Origin of the sequence: Rhodococcus sp. IC4_135 (assembly GCF_011602025.1) — a bacterium.
GTDB lineage: Bacteria > Actinomycetota > Actinomycetes > Mycobacteriales > Mycobacteriaceae > Rhodococcus_F > Rhodococcus_F baikonurensis.
Window position 1 is genome coordinate 1 of record NZ_JAAOLG010000052.1, and the last position, 16,657, is coordinate 16,657.

General features: G+C 63.6%; 18 protein-coding genes and 2 pseudogenes. 3 read left to right on the top strand and 17 right to left on the bottom strand.

The features are described 5' to 3' along the window. Nucleotides 1-30: 30 nt before the first annotated feature. Complete coding sequence (locus G8767_RS33160) at nucleotides 31-924, bottom strand: IS3 family transposase (RefSeq protein ID WP_257217827.1); 894 nt, start codon at nucleotides 922-924, stop codon at nucleotides 31-33. Next, entirely contained in the window at nucleotides 921-1,226 is a 306-nt protein-coding gene (locus G8767_RS33165; RefSeq protein WP_042927362.1) for a transposase, read from the bottom strand. Before G8767_RS33165 ends, G8767_RS33160 begins: the two co-directional genes overlap by 4 nt. Nucleotides 1,227-2,267: 1,041 nt before the next feature. Here G8767_RS33165 and G8767_RS33170 point away from each other — a divergent pair. Continuing rightward, a complete protein-coding gene (locus tag G8767_RS33170) occupies nucleotides 2,268-3,107 on the top strand; it encodes an alpha/beta hydrolase (protein WP_052959799.1) in 840 nt (279 codons plus the stop codon). A gap of 82 nt (nucleotides 3,108-3,189) precedes the next feature. Here the strand turns inward: G8767_RS33170 and G8767_RS33175 are convergent, their stop codons facing one another. From G8767_RS33175 to G8767_RS33230, 12 genes and pseudogenes are all read right to left on the bottom strand, one after another. Next, the gene (locus G8767_RS33175; protein WP_042926553.1) at nucleotides 3,190-3,534 is read right to left on the bottom strand and encodes a DUF3703 domain-containing protein; all 345 of its coding nucleotides are present in this window, start codon (nucleotides 3,532-3,534) and stop codon (nucleotides 3,190-3,192) included. Further along, complete coding sequence (gene lspA, locus G8767_RS33180) at nucleotides 3,531-4,040, bottom strand: signal peptidase II (RefSeq protein ID WP_042926555.1); 510 nt, start codon at nucleotides 4,038-4,040, stop codon at nucleotides 3,531-3,533. Before lspA ends, G8767_RS33175 begins: the two co-directional genes overlap by 4 nt. Then, nucleotides 4,037-5,985 (bottom strand): annotated as a pseudogene (locus G8767_RS33185) (cation-translocating P-type ATPase). The gene lspA and the pseudogene G8767_RS33185 overlap by 4 nt, the downstream one beginning before the upstream one ends. Continuing rightward, nucleotides 5,982-6,359 carry a metalloregulator ArsR/SmtB family transcription factor gene (locus tag G8767_RS33190; RefSeq protein ID WP_042926558.1) on the bottom strand — a complete coding sequence of 126 codons (378 nt, stop codon included), beginning with the start codon at nucleotides 6,357-6,359 and terminating at the stop codon, nucleotides 5,982-5,984. Before G8767_RS33190 ends, G8767_RS33185 begins: the two are co-directional and overlap by 4 nt. A 229-nt stretch (nucleotides 6,360-6,588) precedes the next feature. Continuing rightward, entirely contained in the window at nucleotides 6,589-8,343 is a 1,755-nt protein-coding gene (gene arsA, locus G8767_RS33195; protein ID WP_042926569.1) for an arsenical pump-driving ATPase, read from the bottom strand. 17 nt (nucleotides 8,344-8,360) lie between these two features. Further along, a complete protein-coding gene (gene arsD, locus G8767_RS33200; protein WP_042926560.1) occupies nucleotides 8,361-8,759 on the bottom strand; it encodes an arsenite efflux transporter metallochaperone ArsD in 399 nt (132 codons plus the stop codon). 40 nt (nucleotides 8,760-8,799) lie between these two features. After that, the gene (locus G8767_RS33205) at nucleotides 8,800-9,867 is read right to left on the bottom strand and encodes an ArsO family NAD(P)H-dependent flavin-containing monooxygenase (RefSeq protein WP_042926572.1); all 1,068 of its coding nucleotides are present in this window, start codon (nucleotides 9,865-9,867) and stop codon (nucleotides 8,800-8,802) included. 66 nt (nucleotides 9,868-9,933) lie between these two features. Next, a complete protein-coding gene (locus G8767_RS33210; protein ID WP_042926563.1) occupies nucleotides 9,934-10,344 on the bottom strand; it encodes a low molecular weight phosphatase family protein in 411 nt (136 codons plus the stop codon). 28 nt (nucleotides 10,345-10,372) lie between these two features. Then, nucleotides 10,373-10,801: an arsenate reductase ArsC gene (locus G8767_RS33215; protein ID WP_042926565.1), complete on the bottom strand. Its 429-nt coding sequence runs from the start codon at nucleotides 10,799-10,801 to the stop codon at nucleotides 10,373-10,375. A 54-nt stretch (nucleotides 10,802-10,855) separates the two neighbouring features. Then, nucleotides 10,856-11,509, bottom strand: coding sequence for an arsenate reductase ArsC (locus tag G8767_RS33220; protein WP_042926574.1), 654 nt, complete (start codon nucleotides 11,507-11,509; stop codon nucleotides 10,856-10,858). A 26-nt stretch (nucleotides 11,510-11,535) separates the two neighbouring features. Continuing rightward, complete coding sequence (gene arsB, locus G8767_RS33225; protein WP_047268969.1) at nucleotides 11,536-12,630, bottom strand: ACR3 family arsenite efflux transporter; 1,095 nt, start codon at nucleotides 12,628-12,630, stop codon at nucleotides 11,536-11,538. Continuing rightward, complete coding sequence (locus G8767_RS33230; protein WP_047268970.1) at nucleotides 12,627-13,028, bottom strand: metalloregulator ArsR/SmtB family transcription factor; 402 nt, start codon at nucleotides 13,026-13,028, stop codon at nucleotides 12,627-12,629. The genes arsB and G8767_RS33230 overlap by 4 nt, the downstream gene beginning before the upstream one ends. A 111-nt stretch (nucleotides 13,029-13,139) precedes the next feature. Between G8767_RS33230 and G8767_RS33235 the strand changes: the two genes are divergently transcribed. After that, complete coding sequence (locus G8767_RS33235; protein ID WP_042926568.1) at nucleotides 13,140-13,544, top strand: MerR family transcriptional regulator; 405 nt, start codon at nucleotides 13,140-13,142, stop codon at nucleotides 13,542-13,544. After that, nucleotides 13,541-13,900, top strand: coding sequence for a hypothetical protein (locus tag G8767_RS33240; RefSeq protein WP_047268971.1), 360 nt, complete (start codon nucleotides 13,541-13,543; stop codon nucleotides 13,898-13,900). Before G8767_RS33235 ends, G8767_RS33240 begins: the two co-directional genes overlap by 4 nt. An 83-nt stretch (nucleotides 13,901-13,983) precedes the next feature. Here the strand turns inward: G8767_RS33240 and G8767_RS33245 are convergent. The 3 genes and pseudogenes from G8767_RS33245 to G8767_RS33255 all read right to left on the bottom strand — a co-directional run. Then, nucleotides 13,984-14,863 (bottom strand): annotated as a pseudogene (locus tag G8767_RS33245) (MFS transporter); the annotation flags it as partial. 530 nt (nucleotides 14,864-15,393) lie between these two features. Beyond that, on the bottom strand, nucleotides 15,394-16,287 hold the full coding sequence (locus G8767_RS33250) for an IS3 family transposase (RefSeq protein ID WP_257217827.1): 894 nt from the start codon (nucleotides 16,285-16,287) through the stop codon (nucleotides 15,394-15,396). Next, nucleotides 16,284-16,589, bottom strand: coding sequence for a transposase (locus tag G8767_RS33255; protein ID WP_042927362.1), 306 nt, complete (start codon nucleotides 16,587-16,589; stop codon nucleotides 16,284-16,286). The genes G8767_RS33250 and G8767_RS33255 overlap by 4 nt, the downstream gene beginning before the upstream one ends. Nucleotides 16,590-16,657 lie beyond the last annotated feature (68 nt).

Genomic DNA, 16,657 nt, shown 5'->3' on the forward strand with positions numbered 1-16,657 from the left:
CTGAGGTTCCCCCCGGATAGTGGAGGGTGGTTACGCGGCCAGAAGCTCCGCGGTCAGTGACATCTCATAGTTCATGGGGCTGAGCATCCCGATCGTCGAGTGCCGCCTCGTAGTGTTGTAGTAACTCATCCAGTTGTCAACCGCAGCAATCAATTCCGTCTTGTGGACGTAGCTGTGGCGGTAGTAGTGCTCGTGTTTGAACGTCGACCACAGTGATTCGGCACCAGCATTGTCCCAGCACACCCCGGTCCGGCCCATCGACCGCAGCAGACCATGCGGCCGGCAGGCCTTCGCCATGGCGTGAGCGGTGTATTGAGATCCCCTGTCCGAGTGCACAATTGTGCCCCTTACTCGGCCACCTCTCGTCCGTACCGCCATCTCGACCGCGTCGGTCACCAACTCGGTGCGCATGTGATCGGCAACCGCCCACCCCAACACTCGTTTGGAGTGCTCGTCTTTGATCGCGCACAGGTACATGTCACCTTCACCGCAGGTCAGATAGGTGATGTCCGATGTCCAGACGGCATCGATCCGGCCCTGATCGAAGACCCGGTTGACCAGATCAGGAGGGAACGACGCGAACGGATCAACCACCGTTGTCGGCGGTGAGAACGTGCGCGGACTGATCCCGGCGATACCTCGCTCGGCCATGATCTTGGCGACGGTCTTCTCGGTCACCAGCTGGCCCTGTGCGCGCAGTTCGGCAGTGATTCGGGGCGATCCGTACACCCCGTGCGACTCTTTGTGGATGGATGCGATGTGCACACCCAGCTCTTCGCGGCGTTGCTTCTTCGGGCTCAAATCTGTTGCCACCGTTGACTTGAGGTGTTTGTAGTAGCCCGATACTGACACACCGAGCAGGGTGGCCATGCGGCTGATTGCTGTGGTGGCGCACTCCGCGGCCATCAACGCGTACTTCTCTATCGTTGATGGTTCGCCGCAAAGTACGCCGACGCTTTTTTCAAGAAAGCGATGTCTTTCTCCTGCTCGGCGACCTGCCGGCGCAACCGGGCCAGCTCGTCTCGCTCAGCGGCTGTGAGCGGCTCCTGGCCGCTCTGACTGGCGGCGTCGAGGCGCCGGCGTTCATCGGCCACCCAGCGGCCGAGCAGGCCTTCGTTGAGACCGAGATCGCGCGCGACCTCGGCAATGGATCGACCAGAATCGATCACTCGATGCGCTGCATCGACCTTGTACTCGGTCGTGAACGACCGACGCTTCCGCGACATGTGAACATCCTCCCAGCGGGACCGGTGATCCCGCTATCTCGGTGTCCACTACCTGGGGGGAACCTCATGCTGTGCATACGAACGGCTCCTGCGGTTGTGATATTAAGCGGAGTTCATGGAGCGCATGGAGTGCGTGGAGTACGGGTTTCTCCTGCACAAAGGCGAAGCATCTACAGGCGGTCCGAAATCATCACCGCATCCCCTGTTCATACTGGCGCCTGCCCAAGATGACGCGAGTACGGCCGTGCGGCGTGCAGCAGATGGTTTTCGCCGACATCCTCGGCGTCACGGGTCTCCACGGGCAGGGCGCGTCCGGTTCGCCTCGTAATCTGTTCGTCCACAAGCGGTCTGGCCAGAGTCTTCGACTGTTCGGCACCCAGACAACGGTCCTCGAGGCCGTGTGGGCCTGGTTCATATCGCGGATCATTCGCGTTCGGGTAGCGAGAGGTAGCGAGCGGAGATGGGTTTGCCCAAGGCCGCCATCGACACCGCATTCCCGCAGGAGGTCGCGGTGGGGTAATCATCGTGGTCACGCCATGGTTATAGTCGACGACCCTGCCGTCGGGGTAAATCCTTGTGTTGCCGGATCTTCGGACCCCACGGTCCCAGTCTCGGGCGGTTCGTGGGTGTATGCCGATCTCCGCGGTCACTTCGCCACGTGCGGCACCGCCTTGACGTAGGCGGAGGAATTCTTCGCGTCCGCAGTGGCCGAGCCATCGACTTTTCAGTCCGGCGTTGCGTGTCCATTGCGCGCACGTAGCGGCGTTGAAACGATCGGGCGACGGTGGTGATCTTGTCGAACTCGCGGAAGAATCGGTCCTTGTCGTCGATCGAATATTTACGATTCTTCGATCTCTGATTCTCGGATTGCTCCACGGTCGTTGCAACGCCCCTCAAATTCACCCACTAGACCAGCTATCCACTCAGCCGGGACACACCCACGGAGCGCACGACTCGGTGCGTCTCCTCGAAATCCTATCTCACACAGCGAAATTGAATCTTCCTCAAAGTTCATCCCTCGAAGATGATTGACTCGCAACCATGGACATCGTTGACACCGGAAGAATTCGACTCGGGGTAGAACTGCGAGGCGACGGACCAGCGGTCATCGTTGTCGGTGGGACTGGAATGCCTCCGGTTGCGTGGGAAGTCTCCGGTCTGACACCGGCTCTCGTAGATTGCGGGTTCGAGGTGATCGCGTATGCCTCTCGCGGCGTTTCGCCGAGCGATGCGCCTTCCGCTCATTGCACCGTCGCGGAGTTGGGCGACGATTTGCTTTCACTCGTCGACGCCCTTGCGCTACCCGACCCACCGGCACTCGTCGGTTACTCCCTCGGTAGCTTCACCGTCGAACACCTACTGAGTGCGTACCCGGACCGTTTCGCCGCTGGCGTACTGATTGCAGGACCAGGACCTACGACGCCTCTGCTAGATGCGGTGGTGAACGCCGAGGCTGCCCTCATCGACCGCTTGGGCTGTCTGCCTCCGGAAGTGATGACGATGCAGACACTGCTGACTGCCCTCCCTCCGGTTGCGTTGGCCACGGCAGACCCGCTGGTCGGGCAATGGGCGGAAATGGCTGTTTATCAGAGTGATCAGTGGACCTCGAATGACGGAGAAGTAGCGCAGGCCCGCGCTTCGCATGCTTGGCTTCGTGATCCTGACCGCATGAATAGGCTGGTCGGTATCGAAGTTCCGGTCCAGATCGTCGCGTTCGAGTTCGACCCTCTCCTCGGGCCCACCCAGGCTGGGGAAGCCGCTGCGCGAATCCGGAACTCGGAACTCTGCGTTATCGAAGGCGCCAGCCACGGCGGTGTCATGACACACGCCCAAGAGCTCATATCCCGAACGACGGCATTTCTGACCAAGCACCATCAGTGAATCGAAAGAACGTACTTCCTGCCTGGCCGCTTTGGCCCGTCAGGAAGTACGTTCACTACAGACACAGTGTTGCAACGATGAACTAGTCGCGAAGCATTTCGGCCAGATCGTCTGGCACTGACATGGGCTTCATCAGCCCTGCCTCGACGCGACCGGTGTTGCCTTCGGGGTAGCGCCCAGACAGAGATCCGGGTGCGGCGACGATGATCCGCACGATCTGTCCGAGCGCCTCTCGACGGTCGTGTTGGCCTAGTGCGAGGGCAAGCATGGCGATGTGGTTGCGGGTGTGCGGCCACGGGTAGGGCTGGGAAATGATGTGGGCGCGTTCGAGGTGTGCCCATCGTTGAGCGTCGTCGTCGCCGGTGGTGTCGGCGGCAGTCATCTCCGAGACATAGGCGGCTCGGATGTGGTCGGGCATCGATGTCATGACGAACTCTCATTCGGGGGTTCTTGCGTTGACTCCCGCAATAGTGCAGCCAGGAGCAGCACGACACCGCAGGTGAGGTAAGTGTCGGCGAGGTTGAACGTCGGCCACCACCCCGTGTGGAAGTAGTCCGTCACCTTCCCGTCGACGGCGCGGTCGATCACATTCGCGGCCGCGCCAGCAAATATCAGGGACAGCCCGATCATCGCTGCTAGTGAGCTGGAAGGCGCGGTGCGCCAGGCGTACACACCGATACCCGCGGTGATGACAGCGGTGACGGTGAGGACAATCCACATCGGCAGTTGGTCACCCATGCTGAACGCGACCCCGCTGTTATAGGCCAGCTTGAGTTGCAGCGGCCCGAAGTCAACGGTGCGACCATCCGAAAGTTCCTGACGCGCAACTGGTTCGACAAACAATGCGACGGCAGTGAGGGCGACGACGGCGGACACGAAGACGCTCCTCAGACGCGGTGTCCGAGTCGAGTATTCGGTCGCGGTGTCGCTCATGCGCGGGCCCCGACCGGCGCCGACAGCTCAGAGGCGGGTGTAGTCAGGGCGGGGACGCGGCCGGCGCGGACCCCGTTGGCGATGACCACGATCTCGGCGAGCTCGTGGACCAGGACCACCGCGGCCAGGCCGAGGACACCGAACAGTGCCAGCGGCATCAGGACGGTGATGATTGCGAGCGAGAGCCCGACGTTCTGCAGCATGATCCGTCGGGACCGGCGTGCGTGCGCCAGCGCCTGCGGCAGGTGCCGCAGATCCTCACCCATCAGAGCAACGTCGGCGGTTTCGATGGCGACGTCTGTGCCCATCGCGCCCATCGCGATGCCAAGATCCGCGGTGGCCAGGGCGGGGGCGTCGTTGACGCCGTCGCCGACCATCGCGGTCGACCGGTGCCGGCCGAGCTGTTCGATGATGCGAGCTTTGTCCTCCGGGCGCAGGTCGGCATGGACCTCGTCGATCCCGACATCGGCCGCGAGGGCGCGGGCGGTGCGTTCGTTGTCGCCGGTGAGCATCGCGACGTGGTAACCGTCGCGCCGCAGACCGGCCACCACCTCGACCGCCTCGGGCCGCAGTTCGTCACGGACCGCGACCGCCCCGATCAACACACCATCGCGTTCGATCAGGACCGCGGTTGCCCCGGCGTGCTGCATTCGCTCCACCTCGGCCGCGAGGGCTCGGGCTCGATCCAGCCCGGCCGCCCCAACCGCACCGAACGTCCGTCGAGGTACCCGGTCAGTCCCGCACCCGTGACGGCCTCGACGTTCTCAGCAGCGGTGATGTCGTCAACGGCGGCGAGGATCGCCTTCGCCAGGGGATGCTCGCTTCGCGCTTCCAGCGCCGCGGCGACTTCGAGGACCTCATCGCGGGTGACGCCGGCAGCGGTGGCGACCGCGATGACGGTGGGCCGGTTACGGGTCAGGGTGCCGGTCTTGTCCAACGCGATGCCACGGATACGACCAAGCGCCTCGAGCGCGGCGCCGCCCTTGACCAGGACACCGATCTTGCTGGCGGCACCCACGGCGGCGAACACCGTCACCGGCACCGCGATCGCCAGCGCACACGGCGACGCCGCGACCAGCACGACGAGAGCGCGTTCGATCCACACCCGCGGCTCCCCGAGCAGGCTGCCGACCGCCGCGATGAGCGCGGCGACCACCAGGATCGCCGGAACCAAGGGTTTGGCGACGGTGTCGGCGAGTCGTTGGGCCTCGCCCTTGCGGGATTGTTCGGCTTCGACGATCCGCACGATCTTCGCCAGTGAATTGTCTTGCGCTCCAGCGGTGACCTCAACTTCGAGGACGCCGGTGCCGTTGATCGATCCGGCGAACACGTCGTCACCCGGTCCGGCTTCGACCGGGACGGATTCGCCGGTGATCGCGGAGACGTCGAGGGCTGTGCGGCCGGTCGCGATGGTGCCGTCGGTGGCGATGCGCTCGCCCGGTTTGACGATCATGATCTCGCCCGGCTGCAGTTCGCCGGGTTCGATTATCTGCTCCCTACCGCCGCGCACGACAGTGGCGGTCGCCGGTACCAGGGACAGCAGCGCGCGCAGACCGCGGCGGGTGCGGGTGACCGAGAACTCCTCGAGGCCCTCGCTGATCGCGAACAGGAACGCCAGCATGGCGGCTTCTTCGACCTTGCCGAGTAGTACGGCGCCGACGGCGGCGATCGTCATCAGGGTGCCGACCCCGATCTTGCCCCTTGCCAGGCGTTTGAGGGTGGCGGGGACGAAGGTGTAGCCGGCGACGAGCAGTGCGAGTGAGAACAGCGTCAGTGCCGCCGGGTGGGGGCCGTCGGTCCATTCCACGATCAGACCGGCCACCAACAGCACCCCGGCGACCGCGGCGGCGCGGATCTCTGTGACCTGCCACAGCTTGTCCGGTTCACGTTCCTCCTCGCCCTCGGGGCGAGGTTCGTCGGGGCCGCAGCCACACGCATCACTCATGCGGTCACCCCCGACCCGGCGCCGGTGCCGTAGTTCGGGCACAACGCGACTGCGGAACCCGTTGCGGCGAGCAGGGTCTCGGCCGAGGCCAGCAGATCAAGTAACTCGGGGCGAGAGAGGGAGTAGAACACCTGCCGACCCGACGGGCGGCCGGTGACCAGCCCGCAGTCCCGCAAGCACGCCACGTGCGCGGAGACCGTGGACTGCGCCAGACCGAGTTCGCCGACCAGGTCTGCCACCCGCGCCTCCCCGCCGGCGAGGCGACGTACGATCGCCAACCTGGTCCCGTCGGAGAGGCTGTGGAACAACGCCACTGCGTTGTCGAGATCCGATCCGTTCTCGGTAGCCAGGCATGCATCTTTATTGATCGTCATATTACGATGATAGCGGAAAGGGACGATGATAATGGGGGGAGCCTGAACGTTTCCCGTCCAGGAATCTGCACTCGACGAGAGGGAGCGGTAATGATGAACGTGCTGACGAATCTGCAGGCGTGGTGGAACTGTCAGGTCATGATGGCCACCGGTACGTGTGGGACGTGCATGACGAACATGCCCGGCTGCTGCTAGGCCCCGTCGGGATCCGACCGTTTGCGGTCATCGATTAGGCCTTGCTCAATGCCGCCAAAGCGGATGTGCCTACAGGTTCTTCGGCGAGCATCGGAACGATCGCCGTTCGCTGACTGCATCGACTTGTGATGGCGTCGATCTCGGTGATCTCCCCCGCCGCACGCTGCTGTAGGAGCACAGAGGTTGGTTCGGCGGCGGCGAGGGAATTGTTGACCACCCACGCCCAAGGCTCAATTCCCGCGCGTTGCAGATCAGCTTGCAGACCAGCAGCTTCGAGAACTGGCGTGGTTTCCGCGAGGGTCACGAGCAGGACCTTCGTTGCGTTTGGGTCCTGTAGTCGCATCAACGGGGTGGTGTAGTTCGTGTTCTTCCCCATCTGGCGGGCGATCTCACGGTGATACGAGCCGGTCGCATCGAGCAGCAACAAAGTGTGCCCGGTCGGGGCCGTGTCCACGACGACGAACTTGCGGCTCGATTCGTTGATGACCCGCGAAAATGCTTGGAAGACTGCCACTTCCTCCGTGCACGGCGATCGGAGGTCTTCGGCGAGGTTGGCGCGTCCACGTTCGTCGAGGTTCTTGCCTTTAGTGGTCAGGACGCGGTTGCGGTACTGCTCGGTGGCCTCCGCGGGGTCGATCCGGGAGACCTGGAGGTTGTCGAGTTCTCCGCCGAGAGTGTCAGTGAGGTGCGCTGCGGGATCGGTGGTGGTCAGATGCACCTGATGTCCACGGCCGGCGAGGGCGACAGCGATCGCGGCGGCGATGGTGGTCTTTCCCACTCCGCCTTTGCCCATGCACATGATCAGTCCGTGATCGGTGGTGTCGAGTTCGTCGATCAAGGCCGACAGCGGGGCACTGAACGGCTGCGGGGTCGCAGCCAGCAGGGCAGCTTCCGCGCCGTCGTCGGAGGCGAAGAGGCCCTCGAGTGCGCCGATACCGACGATATTGGCCGCTTTGAGTGGGACCTGATCGGTGGGCAGTTGCGCCAATTCCGCAGGTAGGGCGGCGATCGCAGCTTGCTCGCGTCGACGGATCGCGGTCTCGAGCGGATCGGTGTCGTCGGCGGGTTCGGGGAGAACTCCGTTGATAACGACATGTTGATGGGACAGTCCGATATCGGCGAGTTCGCGATGGGTCCGGGTGATTTCGGCGAGCGTCGAACGCTGGGCACGCGAGACCAGGACGAGGCGGGTCCGCTGCGGATCGGCGAGCGCGGCAACAGCGTCGGCGTAGATGGCGCGCTGCTTGTCGAGCCCGGACAGCGGCCCCAGACATGATGCGTCGCCTTTCCCGTCGTCGAGGAACTCAGTCCACGAACCGGGGAGTTGAAGCAACCGGATGGTGTGCCCGGTCGGAGCGGTGTCGAAGAGGACGTGGTCGAAGGTGGCGGTGATGTCGTCCTGGCCGGAGAGCAGTCCGGTGAACTCGTTGAACGAAGCGATTTCGGTGGTGCAGGACCCGGAGAGCTGTTCAGCGATCGCGGCGATGTCCTTGTCCGGGAGCAGCCCGCGCACGGGGCCGATGATGCGCTCACGATAGGCGGCGGCAGCTTGTTCCGGGTCGATCTCGAGCGCCGACAATCCGGGCGCTGCGGGGATGTCGGTGATGGTGTTGCCGATGCTCACCCCGAACACCTGTCCGACGTTCGAGGCGGGATCGGTGCTCACGAGCAGCACTTTCTTCCCCGCACGGGCAAGGGTGATCGCGCTCGCGCACGCGATGGACGTTTTACCGACACCTCCCTTGCCGGTGAAGAACAGGAATCGTGGCGCGTCGTTGAGGAACTTCATAGCGTTCGGGGGTGCTTTCAGCAGCAGGTGGTGGAGTCGGTGGCGCAGCATGCCGAGGTGTCGGAGAGTCCGAGCATCGTGATCCCGGCCGGCGCGTCTGCGGCGGCGGGTTCGGTGAGGCCGGCCCATTTCGCGAGTTGGCTGCGGGTGGGATATTTGCCGGTCAGCGCGGTGACGCCGTCGACGAGCGCCAACGGGAGCCCTTCGGAGCCGGACAGCTTGAGGAATGCTGCGACGGTGTCGTTTCCGGCGAAGGCGAGGGGGTCGTTGGCGAGGTTGTGGCGGGTGATGGTGCCGCCGTTGCCCGCGACCCAGTCGAGGTCGGCGGTGAAGGTGATCAGTGCCTGGTCGACGTCGTCGCCGCAGACTCCGGTGTTGCAGCACAGTGCGGGTTCGAATACTTCGATGGTGCTCATGGTGATGTCCTCTAGTTGTTGGGTGTTTACGTGGTCTAGCTCAGTTGACGGGGAGAGCGAAGACTTCGTCGTCGAGTGCGGCGATGGCGTCGCGGGCAGTGCGGCCGACACCGATGAGGGTGGCCGATGCGGGTCCGGTCCAGTCGCCGTACCCGAGGAAAATCAATCCGGGTTCGCCGGCGACGTGCGCTCCGTCCATGTCGATGCGCCCGGTTTCGGCATCCCGTAATCCGAGGGGCTGCAGATGCCGCAGTGCCGGACGGAATCCGGTGCACCAGATGATCGCGTCCACCGGTTCGACGTGATCGCCGAAGACCAGTCCGGTGGCGGTGAGTCGGTCGAACATCGGGTGCGCCACCATCACGCCGCGGTCGCGGGCGGCTTTGACCGGGGGCACCATCACGATGTCGCCGAGTCCGGCGATGCCACCGGAATCGGTTTCGCCAGCTGCGATTTCACAGGCATGTTCGCGGGCGACGTCGAAGAGGACTCGGCCGTCGACGTCGTCGGGCAGGAATCGTGGTTCCCGGCTCGTCAACCAGAGTGTCTCGGCGACGGTGGAGACTTCGGCGACGATCTGCGCAGCAGAGTTTCCGCCGCCGACCACGGCAACCTTGCTACCGGCGAACGGTGTCGGCGATTTGTAGCTGGTGGTATGGATTTGGGTGCCGGTGAACTCGCGGATACCGGGGTAGATCGGCCAGAACGGTTGGCGCCACGTACCGGTGGTGTTGACGACGGCCCGCGCGAACCAGCTGCCGCGATCGGATTCGACGAGATACCCACCACCGGAGCGGGTCACCGAGGTGACGCGGACCGGGCGGCGGACCGGCAAGTCGTATCGGGTCTCGTACGCGGTGAGGTACTCCACGACATGTGAGGCGGGTGGGAAACCCGAGCTCCATGCCGGCATCGGCCAACCGGGTAGTGAGGAGTACCCGGCGGGTGAGAACAGGTGCAGTGAGTCCCAGTAGTGCTGCCAGGATCCGCCGGGCGATGTTTCGGCGTCGAGGATCACGAAGTCGCGCCCTGTGCGGCGCAGGTAGTAGCCGGCTGCCATTCCGGCTTGACCACCTCCGATCACGACCACGTCGGTGGAGATCGGCATCTGTGAACTCACGAGTGTCCTTTCCTCATCAGGATTTTCGATTGTGCGGCTGTGCTGATCGAGGTGTCAGGGCGTGGTCAGACGAGCGGCGAGGGCGTCGACGCGGGCGGCGATGTCGTCACGGACCAGGCGCATTCGTTCGATCCCGTCGATGCCACGTTCGGACGGCTCGTCGGTGTCCCAGTTCTCGAAGTCCGTGCCGGCGACGGGGTCGACCTTCGCTTCGCTACCCAAGGTGACGACGAGGTCGACATCGCGAACGAGCTGTGGATCGATCAGCGTCGGGGTCTCACCGGTGATGTCCACCCCGACTTCGAGAAGCGTTTCAGCGGCGAGTGCATTGACCGCTGAGCCGGGTTTAGTACCAGCCGAGTACACCTGGATCTGATCTCCAGCGGCTTTACGCATGAGACCGGCGGCCATCTGGGATTTTCCGCCGTTCTTGACGCACACGAACAGCACTGACGGTGTACTCATCGAAAACTCCTGTCTCTGGATGTGAATGTCAGGGGGCGCCGACGACGTCGGGGGTGTTGGCGGTGAGTTCGGTGATCAGGGCCTGTACGCGAGTCTTGATCTCGTCGCGGATCGGGCGAACCGCATCGATGCCTTGGCCGGCCGGATCCTCGAGGACCCAGTCGCGGTAGCTCTTGCCGGGGAAGATCGGGCAGGTGTCTCCGCAGCCCATCGTGATCACGACATCGGAGTCCTGCACGGCGTCGGTGGTGAGGATCTTCGGGGTCTGGGCGGAGATGTCGATTCCGAGCTCTGCCATCGCCGAGGTCGCGGCTGAGTTGATGGTCTCCGCTGGTGCTGATCCGGCGGAGCGGACCTCGATGACGTCGCCGGCGAGGTGGCTCAGGAAACCGGCGGCCATCTGCGATCGGCCGGCGTTGTGAACACACACGAACAGGACGCTGGGCTTGTCGGACATGAGAAAGAAGGTTCCCTTCGAAGATGGAAGTAAGTGGCTCAAGGAGGTGGTCGGTCAGACGGCGACGGGTGTGGTCAGTTCGGTGAGCAGCGTGATCACCCGTGCATCGAGGTCGTCGCGGATCGCCCGCACCACCTCGAGGGGTTGTCCGTCCGGATCGTCGAGAGCCCAGTCGAGGTACCGCTTGCCCGGGTAGACGACGCACGCATCGCCGCAGCCCATCGAGACGACGCAGTCCGCTGCGGCGACCACGTCATCGGTGAGGGGTTTCGGGAACTCGTCGGCCAGGTCGATCCCGATCTCGGCCATCGCCGCGGTGACGGCGGGGTTGATCTCGTGGATCGGCGAGGATCCGGCGGAGCGCACATGTACGCGGCCGCGGGCGTGATGATCGAGCAGTGCCGCCGCCATCTGCGATCGCCCCGCGTTGTGCACGCACACGAACAAGACCTCGGGCACGTCCTTGGCGATGGCGCCGCTGGACTGAGCCAAGGCCGTGAGGCGGTCGGCGGCGAACCGCGCCGCGAGCGAGGTGAGATGGGTGTGGACCTTCGCGGTGCGGCGCAGCGCTGTGTAGGACTCGAAGACATAGCGTTCGACGGTTTGCGGGGAGAAGACCCCGACATATTTCGCTGCCAGGTCGTGCGCGGTGCGCGAGAGAACTGCCTGGGGGGAGAGGAGATCGGGTTGGGCTCGGTGCTCGTTCATCATGACTCCCGAAAGATGTAGGTGACTTACGTACCGGTGGGTGCGGGTGAAACCTCTTTGACGGCAAAGCGTTTACGCAGGGCGAGGGAGACGTAGACCAAGCCCACCAGTACCGGTACCTCGATCAACGGGCCGACCACGCCGGCCAATGCCTGCCCGGAGGTGGCGCCGTAGGTGGCGATGGCGACGGCGATCGCGAGCTCGAAGTTGTTGCCCGCCGCGGTGAACGCCAAGGTGGTGGTGCGTTCGTAGCCCAATCCGATTGCGGCGCCGAGAAGGTAGCCGCCGCCCCACATCAGTGCGAAGTACACCAGCAACGGCAGTGCGATGCGGACGACGTCCCACGGCTGCGAGGTGATCTGCTCACCCTGCATCGAGAAGAGCACGACGATCGTGAACAGCAAACCGTACAGCGCCCAGGGGCTGATCTTGGGGATGAATTTGTTGTCGTACCAGTCGCGGCCCTTGGCTCGTTCGCCGAAGAAGCGGGACAGGAACCCTGCCAGCAACGGGATGCCGAGGAAGATCAGGACGGATTTCGCGATCTGCCACGGTGAGGTGTCGATGGTGGTTTGTTCGAGGCCGAGCCAGCCGGGCAGGACCGAGAGGTAGAACCAGCCGAGTACGGCGAACATGATCACCTGGAACACCGAGTTGATGGCGACCAGAACGGCGGCGGCTTCGCGGTCTCCGCAGGCCAGGTCATTCCAGATGATGACCATTGCGATGCAGCGGGCAAGGCCGACGATGATCAGACCGGTCCGGTATTCGGGCAGGTCGGGTAGGAAGAGCCAGGCCAGCGCGAACATCAACGCGGGGCCGAGAATCCAGTTCAGGAACAGTGAGCCGGCGAGGAGTTTCTTGTCGCCGGTGATGGTGTCGAGGCGGTCGTAGCGGACTTTTGCCAGTACCGGGTACATCATGATCAGCAGTCCGAGGGCGATCGGCAGGGAAATGCCGTCAATCTGCACCTTGTCCAGGGCCGTGTTGATGCCTGGAATCCAGCGTCCGAGCAGCAGGCCGGCGACCATGGCCACGCCGATCCACACCGCCAGGTAGCGGTCCAGGGTGGAAAGCTTTCCGACGACTGAGGGATGTTCAGTGGTCGCGGCGTTGCTCATGCGGTGACCTCCGCGCTTGCGTCAGCGGAGCACACGTCAGCAGCGCTCACGGTGGACCCCTCGACCAACAACACTGCGGAGAGCTGCTGCAACGCAGCGGGAATCACCCAGTAGTACACCCATGTTCCACGTCGTTCACAGTCGAGGATCCCGGCCTGGCGCAGCACTTTGAGGTGATGCGAGATCGTCGGCTGGGAAAGGTCGAAGGTGTCGGAGATGTCGCAGACGCAGGCTTCGCCGCCCTCGTGACTGGCGACCAGGCTCAGCAGGCGCAGACGCACGGGATCGCCGAGTGCCTTGAACATCCGGGCCAGATCACCGGCCCAATCTTCGGTCAACGGTTCGCGCACCAACGGGGAGCAGCACGCGCCGGTCTCCGCAAAATCTTGATTCGACATACTTCGATATTGACAGATGTCAAAGTAGTGCGCAACTGATGACAAGTGAATATCTCCGGTCGAGCAGAACGATTTGACTCTGTAGTCGGGTACAGGGTTCACAATGGCGATATGCGTAGCAGTGAACTGGCCACCCGAGCAGGGGTGAATGTGCAGACGTTGCGGTACTACGAACGGCGCGGACTCCTGCAGCAGCCTCCACGATCCGCCTCGGGATACCGCTCATATCCGGATGAAGCTGTCGAGATTGTTCGGTTCGTCAAACGCACCCAGGAACACGGCTTCAGCCTCGACGAGATCAACGAACTTCTCCATCTCGCCGGTGGCGGACCGGACGATTGCGACACAGCGCGGCGACTGGCCCGGACGAAGATCGCCGAGTTCGACGAAAAGATCCGAGACTTGCAACGCATGCGGGCCTCATTGACCGAATTCGCTTCCACCTGCGCACTACCGCGAGCTGACCGGCACTGCCCCATGCTTCAGACATTGCACACCGACGAAGGAACACCATGATTCATCTCGAAATTCTGCAGGTCCCGGACTGCCCCAACGTGCCGCTCCTCGAACAACGGATCGAACAAGCTCTCGCAGGTGTACCGATCGAATGGGAACTGCGCCACGTGATCGTCGATGATCCTCGATCCGCAGAACTTGCGGGTATGACGGGTTCTCCGACGTTGCTCGTTGACGGCCGCGATCCCTTTGCCGAACCGGATCAGGTCCCGAGCGTGTCCTGCAGGCTCTACCGCGATGCGACGGGTGCGGTCGGTGGCGCTCCCACCGTTACTGCACTGAGGACTGCATTCGGAATGGATTCACCCGCCGCTGACGTTCGGGTCGATGGTGAAAGTATCGACCAAGTCATTTGATGCCGTATCCCGCGCGAACGTGGTCACGTTGGTGTATCACGTGTCATCGATCCGCGATTCGTTGAACGTCGCAATGCGACTGATCATTTCTTGTTCATCTTTCGTTGGCTACTGATGCTTGTGCGTATCGATGGGTGCGGGGTGCGCCCCGGCGCGGCGGAGGCGCCGACGAGGAAGATCAGCGCCGCGAGGGCGCCGAATCCCGCCGTGAGTGTGGCCGCTGCCGCCACGCCGGCCACGAGTAGCGGGCCGCCGGCGTCGCCAAGTTCACGCCCGAGTTCGGCAGCACCCATCGTCTTGCCCCATCCGTTCCTCGGGAGTCGAGGACGCCAACGACGCGAATGCCAGTGGCGTGATGATTCCGGTGCCGATTCCGATCGCGACACCGGCTGCGAGGACACCCGCCAGTCCGGGGATCATCGCGCACGCAAGACCTACGGCGGTCAGTGTCAACCCTGCGGCAAGGCCCATGGTTCCCGAGATCCGGCCGGCGTCGAGGGCTCGTCCGGCCCGCGGCTGCGTAATTGCGGCGCACAGTGCGAGTACCGAGACCGCAGCTCCGGTCGCTACCGGTCCGAGGCCGGCGGCGGCGCCGGAGACCGGGAGGAATCCGACGCCGACCGACAATGCGGCCGTTGCAGCGGCGAGTGCTGCGGTCAGGCGGAGGAAGCGGTGATCGTTCAACCGTCGTGCGAGGTCGACAACTGTTTGCCGTTGCCGAGGAAGTGGCGGTAGTGCGGGTACTGCCGTGTGTGCCCAGATCGCGACGACCAGGGCGAGGACTGTCATCACGGCGAAAAGAAGTGCGAGGCCACCGGCCCACACCACGGCACCGCCGAGCAGTGGACCGAGGGTGTAGCCGAGACTTTTGTAGAATCCGTAGGTTCCGAATGCGCTGCCGCGCTTATCTTTCGGCGTCAGCCGCGCGACCAGTGAACTCGCAGCGGGTGAAAATGCCGAGCTTCCGGTGTTCCGGTAGTCGAGGTGACCGAGACCTTGTCGGAAGGGGTCGACGTATGTCGAGTGGTTGACGAAGTCGGCTCAGGGACTGGCCGCGGCGCTCGAAATCGCGGCCTGACGATCCCCGGCACAACCGGGCGCCCGCATCCGGTGGTGGCGACGTTAACGGTTCTGCCGTCGCCACTACCCCATCAAACGATCACAGCCCCGACCTCCTGCAGGCCCCCTCGCCGCGACACGGCGAACGTAGTGCTGACGTCACCTCTGCCTTCAGGTTTCGGGAAGGGACAGAAGATCCTTTAGGTGTATTCAATCTCCCTAGCAGCTCGCCGCAGCGCCGTTCGGGAGTTCGATCGAACGTAAACCCGAGCGATCCACGCAAGCAAACACTCGCCTCGGCTCGCCGAGCTACCGGAGCACTGGATGATTACCGATCAACCCATCCGCAATGGGACGAATACTCCCCCTTCGCCAGTTGCTCGTCGCAGCGGTGGTGCCGCCCCGTGAGGTTCCCCCCGGATAGTGGAGGGTGGTTACGCGGCCAGAAGCTCCGCGGTCAGTGACATCTCATAGTTCATGGGGCTGAGCATCCCGATCGTCGAGTGCCGCCTCGTAGTGTTGTAGTAACTCATCCAGTTGTCAACCGCAGCAATCAATTCCGTCTTGTGGACGTAGCTGTGGCGGTAGTAGTGCTCGTGTTTGAACGTCGACCACAGTGATTCGGCACCAGCATTGTCCCAGCACACCCCGGTCCGGCCCATCGACCGCAGCAGACCATGCGGCCGGCAGGCCTTCGCCATGGCGTGAGCGGTGTATTGAGATCCCCTGTCCGAGTGCACAATTGTGCCCCTTACTCGGCCACCTCTCGTCCGTACCGCCATCTCGACCGCGTCGGTCACCAACTCGGTGCGCATGTGATCGGCAACCGCCCACCCCAACACTCGTTTGGAGTGCTCGTCTTTGATCGCGCACAGGTACATGTCACCTTCACCGCAGGTCAGATAGGTGATGTCCGATGTCCAGACGGCATCGATCCGGCCCTGATCGAAGACCCGGTTGACCAGATCAGGAGGGAACGACGCGAACGGATCAACCACCGTTGTCGGCGGTGAGAACGTGCGCGGACTGATCCCGGCGATACCTCGCTCGGCCATGATCTTGGCGACGGTCTTCTCGGTCACCAGCTGGCCCTGTGCGCGCAGTTCGGCAGTGATTCGGGGCGATCCGTACACCCCGTGCGACTCTTTGTGGATGGATGCGATGTGCACACCCAGCTCTTCGCGGCGTTGCTTCTTCGGGCTCAAATCTGTTGCCACCGTTGACTTGAGGTGTTTGTAGTAGCCCGATACTGACACACCGAGCAGGGTGGCCATGCGGCTGATTGCTGTGGTGGCGCACTCCGCGGCCATCAACGCGTACTTCTCTATCGTTGATGGTTCGCCGCAAAGTACGCCGACGCTTTTTTCAAGAAAGCGATGTCTTTCTCCTGCTCGGCGACCTGCCGGCGCAACCGGGCCAGCTCGTCTCGCTCAGCGGCTGTGAGCGGCTCCTGGCCGCTCTGACTGGCGGCGTCGAGGCGCCGGCGTTCATCGGCCACCCAGCGGCCGAGCAGGCCTTCGTTGAGACCGAGATCGCGCGCGACCTCGGCAATGGATCGACCAGAATCGATCACTCGATGCGCTGCATCGACCTTGTACTCGGTCGTGAACGACCGACGCTTCCGCGACATGTGAACATCCTCCCAGCGGGACCGGTGATCCCGCTATCTCGGTGTCCACTACCTGGGGGGAACCTCAC